Here is a 23,213-nt window from a genome sequence, read left to right as displayed (position 1 = left end):
CAACACATCGGTAGAGAGTGGCGAGCACAGGTGGACGTGCAGAAGAAGCTCGACGAGATCGTCGCCTCGGTCTCGGGCGCCCGGTCGATGCCCATGTCGGCCTCGTGCGTGGTCAACCGCGCCGAACTGCTCGCGATGCTGGAAGAGGTCCGGGCCGCCCTGCCCGGCTCCCTCGCCCAGGCCCAGGAGCTGATCGGTGACCGCGAGTCGATGGTCGAGCAGGCCCGCCAGGAGGCCGAGCGGATCATCTCCACCGCGCACGCCGAGCGCGGCTCGCTGATCTCCGACACCGAGGTCGCCCGCCGTTCCCGCGCCGAGGCGGACCGCATCCTCGCCGAGGCCCGCAAGGAGGCCGAGGAGGTCCGCGCCGAGGCCGACGACTACGTCGACTCCAAGCTCGCCAACTTCGAGGTCGTCCTCACCAAGACCATCGGCTCCGTCGGCCGCGGCCGCGAGAAGCTCCTCGGTACCGGCCCCGGCCTCGACGAGCGGGGCTACGAGGACGAGGACGCCCCCGAGCGCAGCCACGACCCCGAGACCCTGCGCCGGGACGCGGACGCCTATGTGGACACCAAGCTGGGCGCCTTCGAGGCGGTCCTCACCAAGACCCTGGAGGCCGTCGGCAAGGGCCGCCAGAAGCTGCACGGCCGGATCGCCACCGACGACCTCGGCGCCCTCGCCGACGACACCGGCACCGTCCAGCACTCCAGCGACGCCGACTACCTTGCCGACCTCGCGGCCCTGGCCGAGCAGGACAACCGGGCCCAGGCCGAGCAGCAGTCCGTACCGCAGCAGTACGACCAGCAGCCGGCCTACGGCTACCAGCAGAGCGACACCTACGGCGGCGGCTTCCCGCAGCCCGCCTACGCCCAGCAGCCGGACCCCTACGGCTACCAGCAGGCCGATCCGTACGCCTACCAGGGCTACGACACCCAGCAGGCCGCCTACGACCCCGGACAGGCCCAGCACGAGCAGGCCCAGCCCGACCAGCAGCACGACCGGCAGGCAGAGCACGCCCAGCAGTCGTACGCCCTCGACGAGACCAGCCTCTTCGACACCGGCATGATCACGCCGGAGCAGTTGAGGGCCTACGAACAGCGTCGCGGCCAGTAAGGAACCACCGGATTGGGCCGTGAGGGAAAGGTCCAGTATCCTGGCTCTTCGGTCGCGTGTACGTCCGCGATCAACGCTGCCCGGGAACACCGTAGGGCAGCGTCCCTCTGAGCTCGAAGATCGAAAGCAGGAATGGCCCTGAACGCCCGCCTCGACCACCGCAACCCTCTCGTGTTCGATACGCACGAGCTGGGGCGACGTCCTGGTGCGCTGCAGCGTCTGACCCGCGAGATCGACGCCCCCAAGGACCTCGGTATCCAGGGAGTCATCGGAGTGCCGGAAGGCGCCCCGGTGGAGCTTGAGCTCCGACTCGAGTCGGTCATGGAAGGGGTGCTCGTCACAGGCACCGCCCGTGCACAGGCCGAGGGGGAGTGCGTAAGGTGTCTGGAGCCGCTGGAGCTGGTGCTCGAAGCGGACTTCCAGGAGATGTTCTCGTACCCTGACGCCGACGACCGTGGCCGCCCCAAGGCGGAACCGGCCGACGACGCCGAGGAAGACGAGGACAGGCTCTATCTCGAGGACGGCCTGTTCGACCTCGAACCCGTGCTGCGTGACGCGGTGGTGCTTGCCCTGCCGATGCAGCCGGTGTGCCAGGACGACTGCCCCGGTCTGTGCTCCGAGTGTGGAGCGCGGCTGGCGGACGACCCGGACCACCACCATGACGCCGTCGACATTCGTTGGGCGGCACTGCAGGGACTCGCCGGTTCACTCGAACCCGGCGATAAGGACGAGATCAGCGGCGCCGAACCGGGCGCCGACGAGAAGCAGGAGAAGTAGCCGTGGCTGTTCCGAAGCGGAAGATGTCGCGCAGCAACACGCGCCACCGCCGGTCGCAGTGGAAGGCTGCGGTCCCCACCCTGGTTGCGTGCGAGCGCTGCCACGAGCCCAAGCTGCAGCACATCGCGTGCCCGTCTTGCGGCACCTATAACAAGCGCCAGGTCCTCGAGGTCTGAGCGGCTGGTGAGAGGCACAGTGTCCACTCCGAAGAAGAACTCTGCGGACAACACGGCCTCGTCCCACACGCTGTTGGAAGGGCGGCTCGGGTACCAACTCGAGTCCGCCCTTCTGGTGCGTGCGCTGACCCACCGGTCCTACGCGTACGAGAACGGCGGTCTGCCCACCAACGAGCGCCTGGAGTTCCTCGGGGACTCCGTGCTCGGCCTCGTGGTCACGGACACGCTGTATCGCACCCACCCCGACCTGCCCGAAGGCCAACTGGCCAAGTTGCGGGCCGCGGTGGTCAACTCTCGTGCGCTGGCGGAGGTCGGCCGCGGGCTGGACCTGGGCTCCTTCATCCGGCTCGGCCGTGGTGAAGAGGGCACGGGCGGCCGGGACAAGGCGTCCATCCTCGCCGACACCCTTGAAGCGGTGATCGGCGCGGTCTATCTCGACCAGGGTCTGGACGCGGCGGGCGAACTCGTCCACCGGCTCTTCGACCCGTTGATCGAGAAGTCCTCCAACCTCGGTGCCGGCCTGGACTGGAAGACCAGTCTCCAGGAGCTCACCGCGACCGAAGGGCTCGGCGTGCCCGAGTACCTGGTCTCGGAGACCGGCCCCGATCACGAGAAGACCTTCACTGCTGCCGCCCGCGTCGGAGGCGTCTCGTACGGCACCGGCACCGGCCGCAGCAAGAAGGAGGCGGAGCAGCAGGCCGCCGAGTCCGCCTGGCGCTCCATCCGGGCCGCGGCGGACGAGCGTGCCGAGGTGGCCGCAGTGAAGGCCGCCGAGGCTGACGTCGTCGGCGCTGACGCCGGCGCCGGCGAGACGCCCGCCTCCGCCTGACAGCACAGCGCAGTACGCCGAGCGCCCGTCCCGCACCGGGGCGGGCGCTCGGTTCATCCACCGGCTTGCCACAGGGGATCCGATGCCCGAGTTGCCCGAGGTCGAGGTCGTACGACGCGGTCTGGAGCGGTGGGTCGCCCACCGCGCGGTCGCCGCGGCCGAGGTGCTGCACCCGCGCGCCGTACGCCGTCACATCGCCGGCGCCGACGACTTCACGCACCGCCTCAAGGGCCACCGCGTCGGTGTGCCGAGCCGCCGCGGCAAGTACCTGTGGCTGCCCCTGGAGGACACCAACCAGTCGGTCCTGGCGCACCTCGGCATGAGCGGACAGCTCCTGGTCCAGCCGTGCGAGGCGCCCGACGAGAAGCATCTGCGCATCCGGGTCCGCTTCGCCGACGGCCTGGGCACCGAGCTGCGGTTCGTCGACCAACGCACCTTCGGCGGGCTGTCGTTGCACGACAACACCGAGGACGGTCTGCCGGACGTCATCGCGCACATCGCCCGCGACCCCCTCGACCCGCTGTTCGACGACGAGGCCTTCCACCAAGCCCTGCGCCGCAAGCGCAGCACCATCAAACGGGCCCTGCTCGACCAGTCGTTGATCAGCGGAGTCGGCAACATCTACGCGGACGAGGCCCTTTGGCGCGCCCGCATCCACTACGAGCGCCCGACCGCCGGCTTCACCCGCCCGCGCACGGCGGAACTCCTGGGCCACGTAAGGGACGTGATGAACGCGGCCCTGGCGGTGGGCGGCACGAGTTTCGACAGCCTGTACGTCAACGTCAACGGGGAGTCGGGCTACTTCGACCGCTCGCTCGACGCGTACGGCCGTGAGGGACTGCCCTGCAAGCGGTGCGCCACACCGATGCGCCGACGGCCCTGGATGAACCGGTCCAGCTACTTCTGCCCGACGTGTCAGCGGGCGCCGCGCGCCGCGTCGTAGCTCCTGCGGGCTTCGAGCACGTCGTCCATGCGGCCCTCGACGAAGTGGATGAGGCCGATCAGGCGCTCGGCGACACCGCGGCCCAGCGGGGTGAGTTCGTAGTCCACGCGGGGCGGGTTGGTCGGCTGGGCCTCGCGGTGCACCAGGCCGTCGCGCTCCAGCGCGTGCAGGGTCTGGGAGAGCATCTTCTCGCTGACGCCGTCGACGCGCCGGCGCAGCTCGTTGAAGCGCAGGGAGCCCTCGAACAGGGCGCCCAGCGTCAGCGCGCCCCAGCGCCCCGTCACATGCTCCAGCGTGCCGCGCGAGGGACAGGCCTTGGCGAACACGTCGTACGGGAGGGCGAGATCCTGCGTGGTGTCCATACCTCCAGCGTACGCGAACGCAGCGCTAACCAGAAGGGAGCACTAACTGTGAGTTAGTGCTCCCTCGGTGCTCCCTCTTACGATCAGTAACCGAAGTCCTGGGTCCACCACGGGCCGCCCGGGCCGAAGTGCACGCCGACTCCCAGGGTCTGGAAGTCGCAGTTCAGGATGTTCGCCTTGTGGCCCGGACTGTTCATCCAGGCCTCCATCACCGCGGCCGCGTCGGCCTGTCCCCGGGCTATGTTCTCGCCGCCGAGGCCGGTGATGCCCGCCGCCTCGGCCCGGTCCCAGGGGGTGTTGCCGCTGGGGTCGGTGTGGTCGAAGAAGCCCTGCGCGGCCATCGCGTCACTGAAGTCCTCGGCGAGCTTGCCGAGCGCGCTGTTGGCGGCGACCGGGCTGCACCCGACCTTCGCCCGCTCCTCGTTCACGAGCTTCAGCACCTCGGCCTCCGCCTGTGCCTCCGCGGAGACCGCCACCGGGGCCTTGGTGTTCGCCGGCGCCTTGGTCGCCACGCGCGACGGGGTGGTCTCCGGCTTCTTGCTGGGCGTGGCCGACGGCTTCTTCGACGGGGTCTTGGTGGGCGCGGCCGTCGAGGGCGAGGCCGAGGCGGACGGCGTCGGCGAGGACGCGCGCTCACCGTCGCGGCTGGCGGCCTCGTCGTCCCGGCCGTCGGCGGTGCCGGTGCCGGTGCCGGTGCTGTCGGCGCTGCCGGAGGTGCCGCCCTGCTCGGTCGCCGAGTTGGTCGGGGTGTCCGCCGCCTGCACCTTGTCGGCGTTGCCGCCGCCGAGCTGGTAGTTGTCGAGGCCGGGCACCACGCCCGTGGCCACCGCGACCGTGCCGATCGCGACCGCCGCGGAGACGCCGAGCAGGCCGGTCCTGACCGGCGTCACGACCTTCTTCCTGCGCCTGCGGTGCGCGGATCCGCGTCGCGGGCCGTCGTCCGGCGAGAAGCCCTCGCTCGCGAACGCCACGGTCCCGGTCACCTGGGCGTACTCGTCGTCCGTCGCGTAGAGGTAGGCGTCACTGCGGGCGGCGTGGGCCTCGGGGTTCAGATAGGGGGCGATGCCCATCGTGGGGTACTCGGTGTGCGGACCCCGGGCGTCGGCGTCGAAGTCGTATGAGAACTGCTGGTCCAAGCTGTACGAGTGCTGCGGGTCGTAGCCGCTCGGGTAGGAGCCCTCTGTTGGTGCGACCCCGGTGGTGGCGCGGCCCGTGGCGGCGCGGCCGGCGGCGGAGCGTCGGTGGCGTCCCATGTGTCCTGGCCTTCCTCGTCCTGTGTGGCCGACTCGTCCCCAGCGGTCGGACCGAACTCACAAAACCCACACGATCGAGTGAGTTTCGTATGAGATTCATTGGCAGGGGACGGTACCGCATGGCGCCAGGGGAGGGAGAGTCCAGAGAGACATTGGTTGGTTAGGTTGCACTCATGAGCGAGGATGTGCGACTGGTCGCCTGGGTGCGAGGACGTGTCCAAGGTGTGGGTTTCCGCTGGTTCACCAGGGCCAAGGCGCTGGAGCTCGGCGGGCTGAGTGGTTTTGCTCTCAATCTGGACGACGGACGGGTCCAGGTGGTCGCCGAAGGCCCCCGACGCGGCTGCGAGGGACTGCTCGACTGGCTCCAGGGTGACGACACGCCCGGACGCGTGGACGGTGTCACCGAGATCTGGGACACACCCCGGGGCGGATACGACGGCTTCGCCATCCGCTGAGTCGGTTCCGTGAAGCGGGCCGGGTGGAAGCGGAGGGGCATGCCACGGGCACCTGCCCGAAGCAGAAAGCCCCAGGTGGTTGCCAAGAACGGCATTTCCTGGGAGGCTCCGCACTTAAGAATGATCGCTACGCCCTGAGGGCCCCGCAGGAGTCTCGGCGCCGCCGTTCCCGGCCGCGCACACCCGGGTTGCCCGCCAATACAGGGCGTGATCGTGTTGACCGTCAAACTTTTTGGTGAGACGCTAAATACACCCCACGCACCTTAGCTGTTTGGCATGGTTGAACGGCAGTAGAAACTCAACAGTGCCAAGCATCGCGGGTGTCAATCCCTCACGACCCACACCGCTTCGGTCGGTCACTCAGTGTGGAGGACCATCCATCATGGCAAAGGCGCTTCTCGGTTACGTCGGCGGCTCCGACCCGCGACTCATCGCCGAGATGCGACGGCTCCAGCAGCGTGTTCAGGACCTCGAATCCGAGCTCGTACGGATCCAGGCCGAGAACGACGCGCTCGCGGCTGCCGCTTCTCACGACTCGCTTATGGAGAGCATCGACGCACACCAGGCGGAGCCTGCGCTCACCTGATCACTGCATCGCGCACGACACACGCAGTGGTTGGGCGGCCCGTATCAACCGCTAAGTTGTCAGAGTTGCAAGGGACGCTTCGGCGTCCCTTCTTTCTTTCCCCCGCGCTTCCCTCACTCTCTATAACGTCTGATGTGCCCTGCGCGTTCATGGGTGAAACCGCGGGACACAGCGCGTTCATGGAGTGAGACAACCGCGCCGGGTAGAGTCCGGCGGCGTGCACCTCAAGGCCCTGACCCTCCGCGGGTTCAAGTCGTTCGCCTCGGCGACCACCCTCCGGTTCGAACCCGGGATCACGTGCGTCGTCGGCCCGAACGGCTCGGGGAAGTCCAACGTCGTCGACGCCCTCAGCTGGGTCATGGGCGAGCAGGGCGCCAAGTCGCTGCGCGGCGGCAAGATGGAGGACGTCATCTTCGCCGGCACCACCGGGCGGCCCCCGCTGGGCCGGGCCGAGGTGTCGCTGACCATCGACAACTCCGACGGGGCGCTGCCCATCGAGTACGCCGAGGTCACCATCACGCGGATCATGTTCCGCAACGGCGGCAGCGAGTACCAGATCAACGGCGACACCTGCCGCCTGCTGGACATCCAGGACCTCCTGTCCGACTCCGGCATCGGCCGCGAGATGCACGTCATCGTCGGCCAGGGCCAGCTCGACTCCGTCCTGCACGCCGATCCGATGGGCCGCCGGGCCTTCATCGAAGAGGCCGCGGGTGTGCTCAAGCACCGCAAGCGCAAGGAGAAGGCCCTGCGCAAGCTGGACGCGATGCGGGCCAACCTCGCGCGCGTGCAGGACCTCAACGACGAACTCCGCCGACAGCTCAAGCCCCTCGGCCGCCAGGCGGCGGTCGCCCGGCGGGCCGCCGTGATCCAGGCGGACCTGCGCGACGCGCGGCTGCGGCTGCTCGCCGACGACCTCGTACGACTGCGCCAGGCGCTCAGGGCCGAGGTCGCCGACGAGGCCGCGCTGAAGGAGCGCAAGGACGACGCCGAGCAGGAGCTGAAGAAGGCCCTCCAGCGGGAGGCCCTCCTGGAGGACGAGGTACGCCGGCTGGCCCCGCGCCTCCAGCGCGCCCAGCAGACCTGGTACGAGCTCTCCCAGCTCGCCGAGCGGGTGCGCGGCACCGTCTCGCTCGCCGACGCGCGCGTGAAGAGCGCGACCTCGGCGCCGCCGGAGGAACGCCGGGGCCGCGACCCCGAGGACATGGAGCGTGAGGCGGCCCGGATCCGGGAGCAGGAGGCCGAGCTGGAGGCGGCCCTGGAGGCGGCCGAGCGCGCCCTGGAGGACACGGTCGCCCACCGCGCCGAACTGGAACGCTCGCTCGCCGACGAGGAACGGCGCCTGAAGGACGTCGCCCGCGCCATCGCCGACCGCCGCGAGGGCCTCGCCCGCCTCAGCGGCCAGGTCAACGCGGCCCGCTCCCGCGCCGCCTCCGCCCAGGCCGAGATCGACCGCCTGGCCGCCGCCCGGGACGAGGCCCAGGAACGCGCCGTCACCGCCCAGGAGGAGTACGAGGCACTCCAGGCCGAGGTCGACGGCCTGGACGCGGGCGACGCCGAACTCGCCGAACAGCACGACGCGGCGAGGGCGGCGCTGGCGGACGCGGAGGCGGCACTGACGGCCGCCCGGGAGGCCGCCACGACCGCGGAACGCAGACGGGCGGCGACGCGGGCCCGGCACGAGGCGCTGGCACTGGGGCTGCGCCGCAAGGACGGGACGGGCATACTGCTGGGCGCGAAGGACCGCCTCACCGGCCTGCTGGGCCCGGCGGCGGAACTGCTGAGCGTGACCCCGGGCCACGAGGTGGCGCTGGCGGCGGCGTTCGGAGCGGCGGCGGACGCGCTGGCGGTCACGTCACCCTCGGCCGCGGCGGACGCGATCCGCCTGCTGCGCAAGCAGGACGGTGGACGGGCCTCGCTCCTCCTGGCGGGCGGCCCCGAGGACGGGCCCGGACGGGGCGCGGGGAGCCAGGCGACCGGCCCCGACGAGCCCGCGGACACCACGCGACGGTACGCGGCGGATCTCGTCCGCGGTCCCTCCGACCTCATGCCCGCCGTACGACGGCTGCTGCGAGGCATCGTCGTCGTCGCCACCCTGGAGGACGCCGAGGAACTGGTCTACTCCCAGCCCCACCTCACCGCCGTCACCGCCGAGGGCGACCTCCTCGGCGCCCACTTCGCCCACGGCGGCTCCGCCGGTGCCCCGAGCCTCCTCGAGGTCCAGGCCTCCGTGGACGAGGCAGCCGCCGAGCTGGAGGAACTCGCGGGGCGGTGCGAGGAGTTGGCCGAGGCCCAGCACGAGGCCCAGGAGCGGCGCAAGCAGGCCGCGGCCCTCGTCGAGGAACTCGGGGAGCGCCGCCGGGCCGCCGACCGGGAGAAGTCGGCCGTGGCCCAGCAGCTCGGTCGCCTCGCCGGCCAGGCGCGCGGCGCCGCGGGGGAGGCCGAGCGGTCCACCGCGGCCGCCGCACGGGCGCAGGACGCGCTCGACAAGGCGCTCCAGGACGTCGAGGAACTCGCCGAACGTCTCGCCGTCGCCGAGGAGATGCCGGTCGAGGAGGAGCCCGACACCTCCGTACGGGACCGTCTCGCCGCCGACGGCGCCAACGCCCGGCAGACCGAGATGGAGGCCCGGCTCCAGGTCCGTACGCACGAGGAGCGGGTCAAGGGGCTCGCCGGCCGCGCCGACTCCCTGGACCGCGCCGCCCGGGCGGAGCGCGACGCACGCGCGCGTGCCGAGCAGCGGCGGGCCCGGCTGCGCCATGAGGCCGCCGTCGCCGAGGCCGTCGCCTCGGGCGCCCGGCAGCTTCTCGCGCACGTCGAGGTGTCGCTCGGGCGGGCGCAGCGGGAGCGGGCCGCCGCCGAGGCCGCCAAGGCGCGCCGCGAGCAGGAGCTGACCGTGGCCCGTGGCACCGGGCGCGACCTGAAGGCCGAGCTCGACAAGCTCACCGACTCGGTGCACCGCGGTGAGGTGCTCGGCGCCGAGAAGCGGATGCGGATCGAGCAGCTGGAGACCAAGGCCCTGGAGGAGCTGGGCGTCGAGCCGGCCGGGCTCGTCTCGGAGTACGGCCCGCACCAGCTCGTCCCGCCCTCCCCGCCCGCCGAGGGAGAGGAGCTGCCGGAGGACCCCGAGCATCCGCGCAACCAGCCGAAGCCGTTCCACCGGGCCGAGCAGGAGAGGCGACTCAAGGCGGCCGAGCGGGCGTATCAGCAGCTCGGGAAGGTCAACCCGCTCGCCCTCGAGGAGTTCGCGGCGCTGGAGGAGCGGCACCAGTTCCTCAGCGAGCAGCTGGAGGACCTGAAGAAGACCCGCGCCGACCTGCTTCAGGTGGTCAAGGAGGTCGACGAGCGGGTCGAGCAGGTCTTCACCGAGGCCTACCGCGACACCGCCCGGGAGTTCGAGGGCGTCTTCAGCCGGCTGTTCCCCGGGGGCGAGGGGCGGCTGATCCTCACCGACCCCGACAACATGCTCACCACCGGTGTCGATGTGGAGGCGCGTCCGCCGGGCAAGAAGGTCAAGCGGCTCAGCCTGCTCTCGGGTGGCGAGCGTTCCCTCACCGCCGTAGCTTTGCTGGTGTCGATCTTCAAGGCCCGGCCGAGTCCGTTCTACGTCATGGACGAGGTCGAGGCCGCGCTCGACGACACCAACCTGCAGCGACTGATCCGGATCATGCAGGAGCTGCAGGAGGCGTCCCAGCTCATCGTGATCACGCACCAGAAGCGGACCATGGAGGTCGCCGACGCGCTGTACGGCGTCTCCATGCAGGGCGACGGTGTCTCGAAGGTCATCAGCCAACGGCTGCGGTAGCGTCTACCCCTTTTCAATTTCTTCAATCCTTGAACCCAAGTGCTGCACCGATGCCTGTTTTCTCACACCGCTTCCCCTGGTGACTTCATAACTTGAAGGCATAAGGTCTGCATCGTTGTTCTTGCCTTCAGGCAGCGTTGCCGATGGCCTTAGGAGTTGAACGTGACCAGCACAGCGCAACAGGCGCAGAAGTCAGGGGCCGGAGCGGCTCATCCCGAGCACCTCGGACATGTCATCTTCATCGCGGCGGCGGCCGCGATGGGCGGCTTCCTCTTCGGCTACGACAGCTCCGTGATCAACGGCGCCGTCGAGGCCATCCGGGACCGCTACGACATCGGCTCCGCGGCGCTGGCCCAGGTCATCGCCATCGCCCTGATCGGCTGCGCCATCGGCGCGGCGACCGCCGGACGGATCGCCGACCGCATCGGCCGTATCCGCTGCATGCAGATCTCGGCCGTGCTCTTCACGGTCAGCGCGGTGGGCTCGGCCCTGCCCTTCGCCCTGTGGGACCTCGCCTTCTGGCGCGTGGTCGGCGGCTTCGCCATCGGCATGGCCTCCGTGATCGGCCCCGCCTACATCGCGGAGGTCGCCCCACCGGCCTACCGCGGTCGCCTCGGCTCCTTCCAGCAGGCCGCGATCGTCGTCGGCATCGCGATCTCGCAGCTGGTCAACTGGGGACTGCTGAACGCGGCCGACGGTGACCAGCGCGGCAAGCTGATGGGCCTGGAGGCCTGGCAGGTCATGCTCGGCGTCATGGTGGTCCCGGCCGTCCTGTACGGCCTTCTCTCCTTCGCGATCCCCGAGTCCCCGCGCTTTCTGATCTCCGTCGGCAAGCACGAGCGCGCCCGCCAGATCCTCAAGGAGGTCGAGGGCGAGAGCGTCGACCTGGACGCCCGGGTCGGCGAGATCGAGCAGGCGATGAAGTCCGAGCACAAGTCGTCCTTCAAGGACCTGCTCGGCGGGAGCTTCTTCTTCAAGCCGATCGTCTGGATCGGCATCGGCCTGTCGGTCTTCCAGCAGTTCGTCGGCATCAACGTCGCGTTCTACTACTCCTCGACGCTGTGGCAGTCGGTCGGTGTCGACCCGACGGACTCGTTCTTCTACTCCTTCACCACGTCGATCGTGAACATCGTCGGCACCGTGATCGCCATGATCTTCGTGGACCGCGTCGGCCGCAGGCCGCTGGCCCTCGTCGGCTCGGTCGGCATGGTGATCGGTCTGGCGCTGGAGGCCTGGGCCTTCTCCTTCGACCTGGTCGACGGCAAGCTGCCGGCCGCGCAGGGCTGGACCGCCCTGATCGCCGCCCACGTCTTCGTCCTCTTCTTCGCCCTGTCCTGGGGTGTGGTCGTCTGGGTCTTCCTCGGCGAGATGTTCCCCAACCGCATCCGCGCCGCCGCCCTGGGCGTGGCCGCCTCCGCGCAGTGGATCGCCAACTGGGCCATCACCGCGAGCTTCCCGTCGCTGGCCGACTGGAACCTCTCCGCGACCTACGTGATCTACACGGTCTTCGCCGCGCTCTCCATCCCGTTCGTCCTGAAGTTCGTGAAGGAGACGAAGGGCAAGACGCTGGAGGAGATGGGCTGAGGCCCCCGCGAACTCGGGGGGACGGGCCCATCCCCGCTGCCCTTCTCCCCGGATCCTGCCGCCGCCCCGGCTCGGCCACTGCCCGAGCCGGGGCGGCGGTGTGTCACGGGCCGCTCAGCCCTTCAGCGCGGGCAGCACCTCCGTGGCGAAGAGCCTGAGGCTGCGCCATCCCTCCGCCACCGGCATCCCGCCCGCCAGCGGATGCAGGACGAGGTTGTCGAGCCCCTGGGCCAGGCACTGCTCCGGCGTCAGGATCCGGTACACGCCCTCCGCGCGCAGCTCCTCCACGCTGGTCGCCGCCGACCTCACGGCCGACCGGATGTCACCGGACTGCCAGGAGGCGTAGGTCCGTGCCTCGTGCAGGAAGTGCGGGCCGCAGGAGGCCCACGCCCGCTCCGGATCCGCGGCGATGTGCAGCAGCGGCGTCTCGGCGGCGGGCATCATGGTCCAGCCCTCGGTGCCGTACTCCACCAGCCGCTCCTTGTAGTACGCCTCCAGCTCCGGCAGGTGCGCGCTGGGGAAGAAGGGCAGGCCGAGGCGGGCGGCCCGGCGTGCGGCGGCCCGGGAGGAGCCGCCGACCAGCAGCAGCGGGTGCGGGTCGGTGAAGGGGCGCGGGGTGACGCGTACCGTACGGCCGCGGTACTCGAACTCCTCGCCGGTCCAGGCCTTGAGCAGGGTCTCCAGAAGCTCGTCCTGGAGCATGCCGCGCCGCTTCCAGTCCACGTCGAACTGGGCGTACTCCTCGGGCCGGTAGCCGATCCCGGCGACCGTCACCAGCCGGCCGCCGCTGAGCAGGTCCAGTACGGCGATCTCCTCCGCCAGGCGCAGCGGGTCGTGCAGCGGGCCGATGACCGCGCTGACGGTGACCGCCAGACGCCGGGTCGCGCCGAAGACGGCCCCCGCGAAGGCGAACGGCGAGGGCAGCCAGTTGTTGGCGACACCGTGGTGCTCCTCGGTCTGCACGGTGCCGATCCCGTGCTCGTCGGCGTACGCGGCCATCTCCAGGGCGGCCTGGTAGCGGGCGCGCAGGGAGCCGGGGGTCGCGTCGGGCTCGACGAGGTTGAAGCGTACGACCGTGACGGGCATGGGGGTCCCCCTTCAGTCGGTGGTGGGGGACGTTAGCTGACGGTGCGTCAGATGGCCATGCGCGGGGGCCTGCCCGAGCGCTGTGAGTGGACCATTTGGGACGGTTTGTCCCTTCGGCGGACAGGTGCGGGGTGCGGGCTGGACCCATGGCCGATACTGGACGGGTTATGGAAACCGTCATCCTTGCTGTAGTCATCGCCGTGGTCGTGCTCGGTGCGCTCGGCGGGCTCGTCGTCGGCAGCCGACGTAAGAAGCCGCTGCCCCCGCCGCCTCCCGCAGCGCCCGACATCACCGCCCCTCCGACCGAGCCGCATGTCGGCGACGAGGCCGAGACGCCTCGCGACGAACCGCGCCGGACCATAGAGGAGGTGGACCTCCCGGACGGCTCGGCCCCGGTCGTCGTCGAGGAACCGCCCGTCCTCGAGGTCCCCGAGCCCACGGCCGGACGGCTCGTCCGGCTGCGCGCGCGCCTCTCCCGCTCCCAGAACGCTCTCGGCAAGGGGCTGCTCACGCTCCTGTCGCGCGAGCACCTCGACGACGACACCTGGGAGGAGATCGAGGACATCCTCCTCACCGCCGACGTCGGCGTCGCCCCCACCCAGGAACTGGTCGACAGCCTGCGTGAGCGCGTGCGGGTGCTCGGCACCCGAACCCCCGCCGAGCTGCGCACCCTGTTGCGCGAGGAGCTCCTGAAGCTGGTCGGCACCGACTTCGACCGCACCGTGCGGACCGAGCCGGCGACCGGCAAGCCGGGCGTCGTGATGGTCGTCGGTGTCAACGGCACCGGCAAGACCACCACCACCGGCAAGCTCGCGCGCGTGCTCGTGGCCGACGGCCGGTCGGTCGTCCTCGGTGCCGCCGACACCTTCCGTGCCGCCGCGGCCGACCAGCTCCAGACCTGGGGTGACCGGGTCGGCGCCCACACCGTGCGCGGGCCCGAGGGCGGCGACCCGGCCTCCATCGCCTTCGACGCGGTGAAGGAGGGCAAGGAGACCGGCGCCGACGTCGTGCTGATCGACACCGCCGGGCGGCTGCACACCAAGACCGGGCTCATGGACGAGCTCGGCAAGGTCAAGCGGGTCGTGGAGAAGCAGGCGCCGCTCGACGAGGTGCTGCTCGTGCTGGACGCCACGACCGGGCAGAACGGGCTCGTGCAGGCCCGCGTCTTCGCCGAGGTCGTCTCCATCAGCGGCATCGTGCTGACCAAGCTCGACGGCACCGCCAAGGGCGGCATCGTGATCGCGGTCCAGCGGGAGCTGGGGGTGCCGGTGAAGCTGGTGGGCCTCGGTGAGGGCGCCGACGATCTGGCGCCGTTCGAGCCGGAGGCGTTCGTCGACGCGCTGATCGGGGAGTAGGCGGTCGCCCACGCGAAGAAGTGCCCGCCCCCACGGTGCGGTGGGGGGCGGGCACTTCGCCGTCTACGACAGGGCCTGCCGCGGCGCTAGTGCTGTGACCGGTGCGCCACGTAGGCCAGCGTGCCCAGCAGCAGGCGCGCCGCCGGTGGCTGGGTGGCCGAGTCGAGGGCGGGGGGCCGCAGCCACTGGACCGGGCCCAGCCCGCCCCGGTCCGAGGGCGGAGCCGTGATGTGGGTGCCCGGTCCGAGGCCGCGCAGGTCCAGGGAGGTGGGGTCGTCCCAGCCCATACGGTAGAGCAGCGCGGGAAGTTCGGCGGCCGCGCCGGGGGCGACGAAGAAGTGGGCGCGGCCCTCGGGGGTGGCGGTGACCGGGCCGAGGGGGAGACCCATGCGCTCCAGGCGGACCAGGGCGCGGCGCCCGGCGGGTTCGGCGACCTCGATCACGTCGAAGGCCCGGCCGACCGGCAGCATCGCCGAGGCGCCGGGGAACTCGGCCCAGGCGCCGCTCACCTCGTCCAGCGTCGCCCCGGCGGGCACCTCGGGGGCGAAGTCCAGGGGATGCGCGCCCGGTGCCTGGCAGTCGGCCCGGCCGCAGGAGCACGCGCCCGCCGCGGCCCGGGCGCCGGGGACCACGTCCCAGCCCCAGAGTCCGGTGAACTCGGCGACGGCGGTGCACTCCGACGAGCGGCCGCGGCGACGCGTGGAGGACCGGATGTCGCGGATGCCCCGACTGCTGCCGATCGTGAAGCCCATGCCCCCTCCAACGGGTCCGACGCACCGGTGGTTACGAGACGCGCACGGAAAGTGACCTGAGCGGTGTCGCGACCCTCACGCGGCGCTCCGGCGCACCCCGGGGGGCGCGACTGGCCGCGTGCGCCCCTGAGTGCACCGCTCCGCCCACTCCCGGCCGTCCTATGTCAAGTGAATCGCGTGTGAGCGACTGTGAGTTCATACGAAGGGGTGGCGAATGGTGGCGATTCCGGGATCGCCATGGCTGGAGGCGTGATCGTAGGATTACTGTGAGTGCACGAGGCCTGAGGGCACATGCACTTCCGGGTATGCCGGAGGCAAGTCGGTATCCCGTTCGAAGGGTGAGAACCACCGGACGCGCGGCCGTATTTACCGGCATTCTGATAGGGCTTGGCGCACTCAGCGACAAGTGGTCTCAGGGATGGGGGCGTTCCAGTGAGCGGCAACGGCGAGAGCGCAACAGGCGCCGGCAGCGCGGCGAGCGGCGACAAGCGCCCCAACGAGCTGCTCACCTCGTGGTTCGTGCGCAGCGGCTGGTCCAAGGGCGAACTCGCCCGCCAAGTCAACCGCCGGGCCCGCCAGTTGGGCGCCAACCACATCTCCACCGACACCTCGCGCGTCCGCCGCTGGCTGGACGGCGAGAACCCCCGCGAACCGATCCCCAGGATCCTGTCGGAGCTCTTCTCCGAGCGGTTCGGCTGCGTGGTCTCCGTGGAGGACCTCGGCCTGCGCGCCGCCCGCCAGGCACCGTCCGTGTCCGGGGTCGACCTGCCCTGGACGGGCCCGCAGACCGTGGCCCTGCTCAGCGAGTTCTCGCGCAGCGACCTGATGCTGGCGCGGCGCGGCTTCCTCGGGACCTCGCTGGCCCTCTCCGCAGGCCCGTCCCTCATCGAGCCCATGCAGCGCTGGCTCGTGCCCTCCCAGGCCGCCCCGCCCCACGAGCCGGACTCCGCCTCCCGGCGCGGCGGCCGGCTCTCCAAGCCCGAGCTGGACCTCCTGGAGTCCACCACCGTGATGTTCCGGCAGTGGGACGCCCAGTGCGGCGGCGGACTGCGCCGCAAGGCGGTCGTCGGCCAGCTGCACGAGGTCACCGACCTCCTCCAGGAACCCCAGCCCGAGGCCACCACCCGCAGGCTCTTCAAGGTCGCCGCCGAGCTGGCCGAGCTCGCGGGCTGGATGTCGTACGACGTCGGGCTCCAGCCCACCGCGCAGAAGTACTTCGTGCTCGCCCTGCACGCCGCCAAGGAGGCCGGGGACAAGCCGCTCGGCTCGTACGTCCTGTCGAGCATGAGCCGTCAGATGATCCACCTCGGCCGGCCCGACGACGCCCTGGAGCTGATCCACCTCGCGCAGTACGGCAGCCGGGACTGCGCGAGCCCGCGGACCCAGTCGATGCTGTATGCGATGGAGGCCCGCGCCTACGCCAACATGGGACAGCCCGGCAAGTGCAAGCGCGCGGTCCGGATGGCCGAGGACACCTTCACCGACGCCGACGACTGGGACGAGCCGGACCCCGACTGGATCCGCTTCTTCTCCGAGGCCGAGCTCTACGGCGAGAACTCCCACTCCTACCGCGACCTGGCCTATGTCGCCGGCCGCAGCCCCACCTACGCCTCGCTGGCCGAGCCGCTGATGGAGCGGGCCGTGGAGCTGTTCGCCCGGGACACCGAGCACCAGCGGTCGTACGCGCTCAACCTGATCGGCATGGCCACCGTGCACCTGCTGCAACGGGAGCCGCGACAGAGCACGGTCCTCGTGGAACAGGCCATGCACATCGCCAAGAAGGTCCGCTCCGAGCGTGTGAACACTCGTATCCGAAAAACGGTCGACACGGCCGTACGCGATTTCGGCGACCTGGCCGAGGTCGTCGACCTGACCGACAAGCTCGCGGTGGAGCTGCCGGAGACCGCCGAGGCGGTCTGAACCCCCGAACCCCGGCCGCGGCCGGCCCTCCCGAACTGCCCGACTCGGCTCCCCCATGCCAGGTCATCGGAAGGCCGACCGCGGCCGGTTTCATTCCTTCATCGAAGGTTGCGCCACGATAACGATCGACGTGGCCCATATCCGCCAGTTCATCGACGCGTAACACGCACGGCGCCTTCGTCACGGCGGCGAAACAACGAGGGGCTTCCACCGAAACCGCGCTGCGCCAATCTCATGGCGCATAACCGGCCCACCCCTCAATCCGCTCAGGCTTCGCCCGCACGGGGCCGTACCAACGACGAGGAGACGCCGATGGCACCAGCCATCACGATGGCGGCAGACGTAGAGCTGTCGCCCGCCAACACAGGCTTCATGCTCATCTGTTCCGCCCTGGTGCTGCTCATGACCCCGGGTCTGGCCTTCTTCTACGGGGGCATGGTCCGGGTCAAGAGCACCCTGAACATGCTGATGATGAGCTTCATCAGCATGGGGATCGTCACCATCCTGTGGGTGTTGTACGGCTTCTCCCTCGCCTTCGGCACCGACAAGGGCAGCCTCATCGGCTGGACGTCGGACTACGTCGGCCTCAGCGGCATCGACAAGGCCGACCTCTGGCTGCCGTACAACATCCCGGTGCTGGCCTTCATGGTCTTCCAGCTGATGTTCGCGATCATCACGCCCGCCCTGATAAGCGGTGCGCTGGCGGACCGGGTGAAGTTCTCCGCCTGGGCGCTGTTCATCGCGCTGTGGGCCACGATCGTCTACTTCCCCGTCGCCCACTGGGTCTGGGGCACCGGTGGCTGGGCCTTCGACCTGGGCGTGATCGACTTCGCCGGTGGTACGGCGGTGCACATCAACGCCGGTGCCGCGGCCCTCGGCGTGATCCTCGTCATCGGCAAGCGCGTCGGCTTCAAGAAGGACCCGATGCGCCCGCACAGCCTCCCGCTGGTCATGCTCGGCGCCGGTCTGCTGTGGTTCGGCTGGTTCGGCTTCAACGCCGGCTCGTGGCTCGGCAACGACGACGGCGTCGGCACGCTGATGTTCGTCAACACGCAGGTCGCCACCGCCGCCGCCATGCTGGCCTGGCTCGTCTACGAGAAGATCCGCCACGGCGCGTTCACCACGCTGGGCGCCGCCTCCGGCGCGGTCGCGGGCCTCGTCGCCATCACTCCCGCCGGTGGTGCGGTCACCCCGATCGGCGCGATCTGCGTCGGCGCCATCGCCGGTGTCCTGTGCGCCATGGCGGTGGGCCTGAAGTACAAGTTCGGCTACGACGACTCGCTCGACGTCGTCGGTGTCCACCTCGTCGGCGGTATCGCCGGCTCGGTCCTGATCGGCTTCTTCGCCAGCGGCAAGGGCCAGTCCGAGGCGACCGGCGTCTTCTACGGCGACCACTCCTTCACCCAGCTGTGGAAGCAGCTCGCCGGTGTCGGCGGCGTCCTCGCCTACTCCCTGATCGCCTCCGCGATCCTCGCCTTCCTCCTCGACAAGACCATCGGCATGCGGGTCACCGAGGACGAAGAGGTGACCGGCATCGACCAGGCCGAGCACGCCGAGACCGCATACGACTTCAGCGGCGCCGGTGGCGGTGCCGCCAAGGCCACCGTCGGGGCCCCGGCCGCCGCGGGAGCGAGCAAGAAGGTGGACGCATGAAGCTCATCACCGCAGTCGTCAAGCCGCACCGGCTCGACGAGATCAAGGAAGCCCTCCAGGCCTTCGGGGTGCACGGCCTGACGGTCACCGAGGCGAGCGGCTACGGTCGTCAGCGGGGCCACACCGAGGTCTACCGCGGTGCCGAGTACACCGTCGACCTGGTCCCCAAGATCCGCATCGAGGTCCTCGCCGAGGACGACGACGCCGAACAGCTGATCGACGTCATCGTCAAGGCCGCCCGCACCGGCAAGATCGGTGACGGCAAGGTCTGGTCCCTGCCGGTCGAGACGGCCGTGAGGGTCCGCACCGGCGAGCGCGGTCCCGACGCGCTCTGACAGAAGAAGAACAGGAGCTGCTGGGTGTCGAGTACGGACGTGCGTGAAGAAGCAGAGGACTCGGGACCCAGCGGTTACGCGGCGGCCCGGCTGCGCCTCCTCACCGAGGAGGCGCGGTCCGGGCCGCCGCGCCGTTCGGCCCTCTCGGAGCTGACGGACGACTGGCTGTCCGGGCTGTTCGACTCCGGCGCCCAGGGAGCACGTGGGGTCTCCCTGGTCGCCGTCGGCGGCTACGGCCGCGGAGAACTCTCCCCGCGCAGCGACCTGGACCTGCTCCTGCTGCACGACGGCAGCGACCCCGGCGCGGTCGCCACCCTGGCGGACCGCCTGTGGTACCCGGTCTGGGACCTGGGCCTCGCCCTCGACCACTCCGTGCGAACCCCGGCCGAGGCGCGCAAGACGGCCGGCGAGGACCTGAAGGTCCAGCTCGGTCTCCTGGACGCCCGACACCTCGCCGGTGACCTCGGGCTGACGGCCGGACTGCGCAGCGCCGTCCTCGCCGACTGGCGCAACCAGGCCCCCAAGCGCCTGCCCGAACTCCAGGAACTGTGCGCCGAGCGCGCCGAGCGCCAAGGCGAGCTGCAGTACCTGCTGGAGCCGGATCTCAAGGAGGCCCGCGGCGGACTGCGGGATGCCACCGCCCTGCGTGCCGTCGCCGCCTCCTGGCTGGCCGACGCCCCGCGCGAGGGACTCGACGACGCCCGGCGCCGGCTGCTCGACGTCCGCGACGCCCTGCACCTGACCACCGGGCGCGCGACCGACCGGCTCGCGCTCCAGGAGCAGGACCAGGTCGCCGCCGAGCTCGGACTGCTCGACGCGGACACGCTGCTGCGGCAGGTGTACGAGGCGGCGCGGGTCGTCTCGTACGCCAGTGACGTCACCTGGCGGGAAGTGGGGCGCGTGCTCAGGTCGCGGGCCGTGCGGCCGCGGCTGCGCGCCATGCTGGGCGGCGGGAAGCCGGTCGGCGAGCGCTCGCCGCTGGCGGAGGGCGTGGTGGAGATGGACGGCGAGGTGGTGCTCGCCCGTGCCGCACGCCCCGAGCGCGACCCCGTGCTGCCGTTGCGCGCCGCCGCGGCCGCCGCGCAGGCCGGACTGCCGCTCTCCCTGCACGCCGTACGGCGCATGGCGGCCCATGTGCGCCCCCTGCCCACGCCCTGGCCCGCCGAGGCGCGCGAGCAGCTCGTGACCCTGCTCGGCTCCGGCCAGCCGACGATCGACGTCTGGGAGGCGCTGGAGGCGGAGGGGCTGATCACCCAGCTCCTGCCCGACTGGGAGAGAGTGCGCTGCCGGCCGCAGCGCAACGCCGTGCACATCTGGACCGTGGACCGGCACCTCATCGAGACGGCCGTCCGCGCCTCGGAGTTCACCCGCCGCGTCCACCGTCCCGACCTGCTGCTCGTCGCCGCGCTGCTGCACGACATCGGCAAGGGCTGGCCCGGCGACCACTCCGTGGCCGGCGAGATCATCGCCAAGGACGTGGCCGCTCGCATCGGCTTCGACCGCGAGGACGTGGCGGTGCTCGCCTCCCTCGTACGTCATCACCTGCTGCTGGTCGACACCGCCACCCGGCGCGATCTGGAGGATCCGGCCACGGTCCGGTCGGTCGCCGAGGCGGTCGGCTCGCAGGGCACCCTGGAGCTGCTGCACGCCCTGACCGAGGCGGACGCGCTGGCCACCGGTCCCGCCGCCTGGTCGTCCTGGCGGGCTTCGCTCGTCGCCGACCTGGTCAAGCGGGTGGCGGCCGTGCTCGCCGGGGACGAGCCGGACGAGCCCGAGGCCGCCGCGCCCACCGCGGAGCAGGAACGACTCGCCATCGAGGCCGCCGCGACGGGCAGCCCGGTGCTGTCGCTGCGCGCGCAGACCGAACCGTCGGCCGCCGCGGAGGACCAGCCGCCCGCGGACCCCGAGCCGCTGGGCGTGGAACTGCTGATCGCCGTACCCGACCAGCCGGGTGTGCTGCCCGCGGTGGCCGGTGTGCTCGCCATGCACCGGCTGACCGTCCGCACGGCCGAGCTGCGCGCCCAGGACCTGCCCGACGGTGTCGAGGGGGCGGTGCTGCTGCTGAACTGGCGGGTGGCGGCGGAGTACGGCTCCCTGCCGCAGGCCGCGCGGCTGCGCGCCGACCTCGTCCGGGCGCTGGACGGCTCGCTCGACATCGCGGGCCGCCTCGCCGAACGGGACGCGGCGTATCCGCGCCGCCGCGGTGTGGTCCCGCCGGCGGCCCGTGTCTCGGTCCACCCGGCCGCCTCCCGCCTCGCCACGGTCATCGAGGTACGCGCCCAGGACGCCCCGGGGCTGCTGTTCCGGATCGGCCGGGCCCTGGAGGACGCGGGCGTGCGGGTGCGCAGCGCGCATGTGTCGACGCTGGGCGCGAACGCGGTGGACGCGTTCTACGTCACGGGGGCCGAGGGGGCTCCGCTGCCCAGTGCGGAGGCGGCTTCCGTGGCGCGGAAGCTGGAGGAGACGCTGCGAGGTTGAACGGGGATCCCGGCGACGTGGGCCGCCGGGATACCCTGGAGGGCGATTCCCAGCAGCCACCGACCCCGAGGACCGCGAGCGCCGTGTTCGATACTCTCTCCGATCGCCTCTCAGCGACTTTCAAGAACCTGCGCGGCAAGGGACGGCTCTCCGAGGCGGACATCGACGCCACGGCCCGCGAGATCCGCATCGCCCTCCTCGAAGCGGACGTGGCCCTGCCTGTCGTCCGGACGTTCATCAAGAACGTCAAGGAGCGGGCGATGGGGGCCGAGGTCTCCAAGGCGCTGAACCCCGCCCAGCAGGTTCTGAAGATCGTCAACGACGAGCTCGTCACCATCCTCGGTGGCGAGACCCGGCGCCTGCGGTTCGCCAAGCAGCCGCCCACCGTGATCATGCTGGCGGGTCTGCAGGGTGCCGGTAAGACCACCCTCGCGGGCAAGCTCGGCCACTGGCTGAAGGGGCAGGGCCACTCCCCGCTCCTCGTCGCCGCCGACCTCCAGCGCCCGAACGCCGTGAACCAGCTCAGCGTGGTCGCCGAGCGCGCGGGCGTGGCCGTCTACGCCCCGGAGCCGGGCAACGGCGTCGGGGACCCGGTCAAGGTCGCCAAGGACTCCATCGAGCACGCGAAGTCCAAGGTCCACGACATCGTCATCGTCGACACCGCCGGTCGCCTCGGTATCGACCAGGAGATGATGCAGCAGGCCGCGGACATCCGGGACGCGGTGTCCCCGGACGAGATCCTCTTCGTCGTCGACGCGATGATCGGCCAGGACGCGGTCAACACCGCCGAGGCCTTCCGCGACGGTGTCGGCTTCGACGGTGTGGTGCTCTCCAAGCTCGACGGTGACGCCCGCGGTGGTGCCGCCCTGTCGATCCGGCAGATCACCGGCAAGCCGATCATGTTCGCGTCGAACGGCGAGAAGCTCGACGACTTCGACGCCTTCCACCCGGACCGGATGGCCTCCCGCATCCTCGACATGGGTGACCTGCTCACCCTGATCGAGCAGGCGGAGAAGACCTTCGACCAGGCCGAAGCCCAGAAGATGGCCGAGAAGCTGGCCTCCAAGAAGGGCCAGGACTTCACCCTCGACGACTTCCTGGCCCAGATGGAGCAGGTCAGGAAGATGGGCAGCATCTCCAAGCTGCTCGGCATGCTCCCGGGCATGGGCCAGATCAAGGACCAGATCAACAACATCGACGAGCGGGACGTCGACCGCACGGCCGCGATCATCAAGTCGATGACCCCGGCCGAGCGCCAGGAGCCGACGATCATCAACGGCTCCCGTCGCGCCCGTATCGCCAAGGGTTCCGGTGTCGACGTCAGCGCGGTCAAGAACCTCGTCGAGCGGTTCTTCGAGGCCCGCAAGATGATGTCCCGCATGGCCCAGGGCGGCGGCATGCCCGGCATGCCGGGGATCCCGGGCATGGGCGGCGGCCCCGGCCGCGCCAAGAAGCAGCCGAAGAAGGCCAAGGGCAAGCAGCGCTCCGGCAACCCGATGAAGCGCAAGCAGCAGGAGCAGGAGGAGGCCGAGCGCCGGGCCGCCGCGGCTCAGGGCGGCAACGCCTTCGGCGTCCCGGGCCAGCAGGTTCCGCAGGACTTCGAGCTGCCGGACGAGTTCAAGAAGTTCATGGGCTGACGGCCCTCCGGTCCAGCCCGGTCCACGCCCTTGGGGGCGCCCCTCTTCGGAGGGGCGCCCCCAAGGGCGTTTCGCGCGGATGTCTCCGGGGGCCTTCTGGCGGGGGTGCCGCCA

The 23,213-nt window shown here is 70.9% G+C and carries 19 protein-coding genes; 15 read left to right on the top strand and 4 right to left on the bottom strand.

The annotated features are described in order from the left end of the window. Positions 1-30 precede the first annotated feature (30 nt). The 5 genes from ACZ56U_RS31450 to mutM all read left to right on the top strand — a co-directional run bounded on the left by ACZ56U_RS31450 (position 31) and on the right by mutM (position 3,838). The gene (locus ACZ56U_RS31450) at positions 31-1,113 is read left to right on the top strand and encodes a cell division initiation protein (protein ID WP_469087338.1); all 1,083 of its coding nucleotides are present in this window, start codon (positions 31-33) and stop codon (positions 1,111-1,113) included. Between the two features lie 132 nt (positions 1,114-1,245). After that, positions 1,246-1,890, top strand: a complete 645-nt coding sequence (locus tag ACZ56U_RS31445; protein ID WP_469087337.1) for a YceD family protein — start codon at positions 1,246-1,248, stop codon at positions 1,888-1,890. A 2-nt stretch (positions 1,891-1,892) separates the two neighbouring features. Further along, positions 1,893-2,066 carry a 50S ribosomal protein L32 gene (gene rpmF / locus ACZ56U_RS31440; RefSeq protein WP_007493396.1) on the top strand — a complete coding sequence of 58 codons (174 nt, stop codon included), beginning with the start codon at positions 1,893-1,895 and terminating at the stop codon, positions 2,064-2,066. A gap of 19 nt (positions 2,067-2,085) precedes the next feature. Continuing rightward, positions 2,086-2,895, top strand: coding sequence for a ribonuclease III (gene rnc, locus ACZ56U_RS31435; RefSeq protein WP_469087336.1), 810 nt, complete (start codon positions 2,086-2,088; stop codon positions 2,893-2,895). Positions 2,896-2,977: 82 nt separating this feature from the next. Next, on the top strand, positions 2,978-3,838 hold the full coding sequence (gene mutM / locus ACZ56U_RS31430; RefSeq protein WP_469087335.1) for a bifunctional DNA-formamidopyrimidine glycosylase/DNA-(apurinic or apyrimidinic site) lyase: 861 nt from the start codon (positions 2,978-2,980) through the stop codon (positions 3,836-3,838). Here mutM and ACZ56U_RS31425 read toward each other — a convergent pair. Beyond that, a complete protein-coding gene (locus tag ACZ56U_RS31425) occupies positions 3,811-4,200 on the bottom strand; it encodes a winged helix-turn-helix transcriptional regulator (protein ID WP_469087334.1) in 390 nt (129 codons plus the stop codon). The genes mutM and ACZ56U_RS31425 overlap by 28 nt on opposite strands. 83 nt (positions 4,201-4,283) lie before the next feature. After that, positions 4,284-5,453 carry a CAP domain-containing protein gene (locus tag ACZ56U_RS31420; RefSeq protein WP_469087333.1) on the bottom strand — a complete coding sequence of 390 codons (1,170 nt, stop codon included), beginning with the start codon at positions 5,451-5,453 and terminating at the stop codon, positions 4,284-4,286. 173 nt (positions 5,454-5,626) lie between these two features. Between ACZ56U_RS31420 and ACZ56U_RS31415 the strand changes: the two genes are divergently transcribed. From ACZ56U_RS31415 to ACZ56U_RS31400, 4 genes are all read left to right on the top strand, one after another. Then, a complete protein-coding gene (locus ACZ56U_RS31415) occupies positions 5,627-5,908 on the top strand; it encodes an acylphosphatase (protein WP_391232500.1) in 282 nt (93 codons plus the stop codon). A gap of 382 nt (positions 5,909-6,290) precedes the next feature. Continuing rightward, positions 6,291-6,494 carry a hypothetical protein gene (locus ACZ56U_RS31410; RefSeq protein ID WP_360838035.1) on the top strand — a complete coding sequence of 68 codons (204 nt, stop codon included), beginning with the start codon at positions 6,291-6,293 and terminating at the stop codon, positions 6,492-6,494. A 217-nt stretch (positions 6,495-6,711) separates the two neighbouring features. Continuing rightward, positions 6,712-10,299, top strand: a complete 3,588-nt coding sequence (smc, locus tag ACZ56U_RS31405; protein WP_469087332.1) for a chromosome segregation protein SMC — start codon at positions 6,712-6,714, stop codon at positions 10,297-10,299. A 162-nt stretch (positions 10,300-10,461) separates the two neighbouring features. Next, positions 10,462-11,883, top strand: coding sequence for a sugar porter family MFS transporter (locus ACZ56U_RS31400; protein ID WP_469087331.1), 1,422 nt, complete (start codon positions 10,462-10,464; stop codon positions 11,881-11,883). A 114-nt stretch (positions 11,884-11,997) separates the two neighbouring features. Here the strand turns inward: ACZ56U_RS31400 and ACZ56U_RS31395 are convergent, their stop codons facing one another. Then, on the bottom strand, positions 11,998-12,969 hold the full coding sequence (locus tag ACZ56U_RS31395) for an LLM class flavin-dependent oxidoreductase (RefSeq protein WP_469087330.1): 972 nt from the start codon (positions 12,967-12,969) through the stop codon (positions 11,998-12,000). Between the two features lie 167 nt (positions 12,970-13,136). On the opposite strand from ACZ56U_RS31395, the gene ftsY reads away from it, so the two are divergent. Then, the gene (gene ftsY / locus ACZ56U_RS31390; protein WP_469087329.1) at positions 13,137-14,324 is read left to right on the top strand and encodes a signal recognition particle-docking protein FtsY; all 1,188 of its coding nucleotides are present in this window, start codon (positions 13,137-13,139) and stop codon (positions 14,322-14,324) included. A gap of 86 nt (positions 14,325-14,410) precedes the next feature. Here the strand turns inward: ftsY and ACZ56U_RS31385 are convergent, their stop codons facing one another. Beyond that, positions 14,411-15,076: a bifunctional DNA primase/polymerase gene (locus ACZ56U_RS31385; RefSeq protein ID WP_469087328.1), complete on the bottom strand. Its 666-nt coding sequence runs from the start codon at positions 15,074-15,076 to the stop codon at positions 14,411-14,413. Between the two features lie 432 nt (positions 15,077-15,508). Here ACZ56U_RS31385 and nsdA point away from each other — a divergent pair, with 432 nt between their 5' ends. The 5 genes from nsdA to ffh all read left to right on the top strand — a co-directional run bounded on the left by nsdA (position 15,509) and on the right by ffh (position 23,099). Further along, complete coding sequence (gene nsdA / locus ACZ56U_RS31380) at positions 15,509-16,996, top strand: transcriptional repressor NsdA (RefSeq protein WP_469087327.1); 1,488 nt, start codon at positions 15,509-15,511, stop codon at positions 16,994-16,996. 312 nt (positions 16,997-17,308) lie between these two features. Next, the gene (locus ACZ56U_RS31375; protein ID WP_469087326.1) at positions 17,309-18,649 is read left to right on the top strand and encodes an ammonium transporter; all 1,341 of its coding nucleotides are present in this window, start codon (positions 17,309-17,311) and stop codon (positions 18,647-18,649) included. Then, positions 18,646-18,984, top strand: a complete 339-nt coding sequence (locus ACZ56U_RS31370) for a P-II family nitrogen regulator (protein ID WP_003997576.1) — start codon at positions 18,646-18,648, stop codon at positions 18,982-18,984. Before ACZ56U_RS31375 ends, ACZ56U_RS31370 begins: the two co-directional genes overlap by 4 nt. Before the next feature lie 24 nt (positions 18,985-19,008). After that, positions 19,009-21,462, top strand: coding sequence for a [protein-PII] uridylyltransferase (locus ACZ56U_RS31365; protein WP_469087325.1), 2,454 nt, complete (start codon positions 19,009-19,011; stop codon positions 21,460-21,462). An 83-nt stretch (positions 21,463-21,545) separates the two neighbouring features. Beyond that, positions 21,546-23,099 carry a signal recognition particle protein gene (gene ffh, locus ACZ56U_RS31360; protein ID WP_469087324.1) on the top strand — a complete coding sequence of 518 codons (1,554 nt, stop codon included), beginning with the start codon at positions 21,546-21,548 and terminating at the stop codon, positions 23,097-23,099. Positions 23,100-23,213 lie beyond the last annotated feature (114 nt).

The organism is Streptomyces sp. NPDC034103, assembly GCF_055575395.1.
Note: the sequence above shows the minus strand (reverse complement) of the source record. Positions and strands in the feature narration are given on the sequence as shown.

Coding starts and splice junctions, on each gene's coding strand:
- ACZ56U_RS31370 (WP_003997576.1), top strand. CDS start 18,646: ATGAAGCTCATCACCGCAGTCGTCAAGCCGCACCGGCTCGACGAGATC.
- ACZ56U_RS31410 (WP_360838035.1), top strand. CDS start 6,291: ATGGCAAAGGCGCTTCTCGGTTACGTCGGCGGCTCCGACCCGCGACTC.
- ftsY (WP_469087329.1), top strand. CDS start 13,137: ATGGAAACCGTCATCCTTGCTGTAGTCATCGCCGTGGTCGTGCTCGGT.
- ACZ56U_RS31425 (WP_469087334.1), bottom strand. CDS start 4,200: ATGGACACCACGCAGGATCTCGCCCTCCCGTACGACGTGTTCGCCAAG.
- ACZ56U_RS31385 (WP_469087328.1), bottom strand. CDS start 15,076: ATGGGCTTCACGATCGGCAGCAGTCGGGGCATCCGCGACATCCGGTCC.
- ACZ56U_RS31415 (WP_391232500.1), top strand. CDS start 5,627: ATGAGCGAGGATGTGCGACTGGTCGCCTGGGTGCGAGGACGTGTCCAA.
- ACZ56U_RS31445 (WP_469087337.1), top strand. CDS start 1,246: ATGGCCCTGAACGCCCGCCTCGACCACCGCAACCCTCTCGTGTTCGAT.
- ACZ56U_RS31420 (WP_469087333.1), bottom strand. CDS start 5,453: ATGGGACGCCACCGACGCTCCGCCGCCGGCCGCGCCGCCACGGGCCGC.
- ACZ56U_RS31395 (WP_469087330.1), bottom strand. CDS start 12,969: ATGCCCGTCACGGTCGTACGCTTCAACCTCGTCGAGCCCGACGCGACC.
- ACZ56U_RS31375 (WP_469087326.1), top strand. CDS start 17,309: ATGGCACCAGCCATCACGATGGCGGCAGACGTAGAGCTGTCGCCCGCC.
- mutM (WP_469087335.1), top strand. CDS start 2,978: ATGCCCGAGTTGCCCGAGGTCGAGGTCGTACGACGCGGTCTGGAGCGG.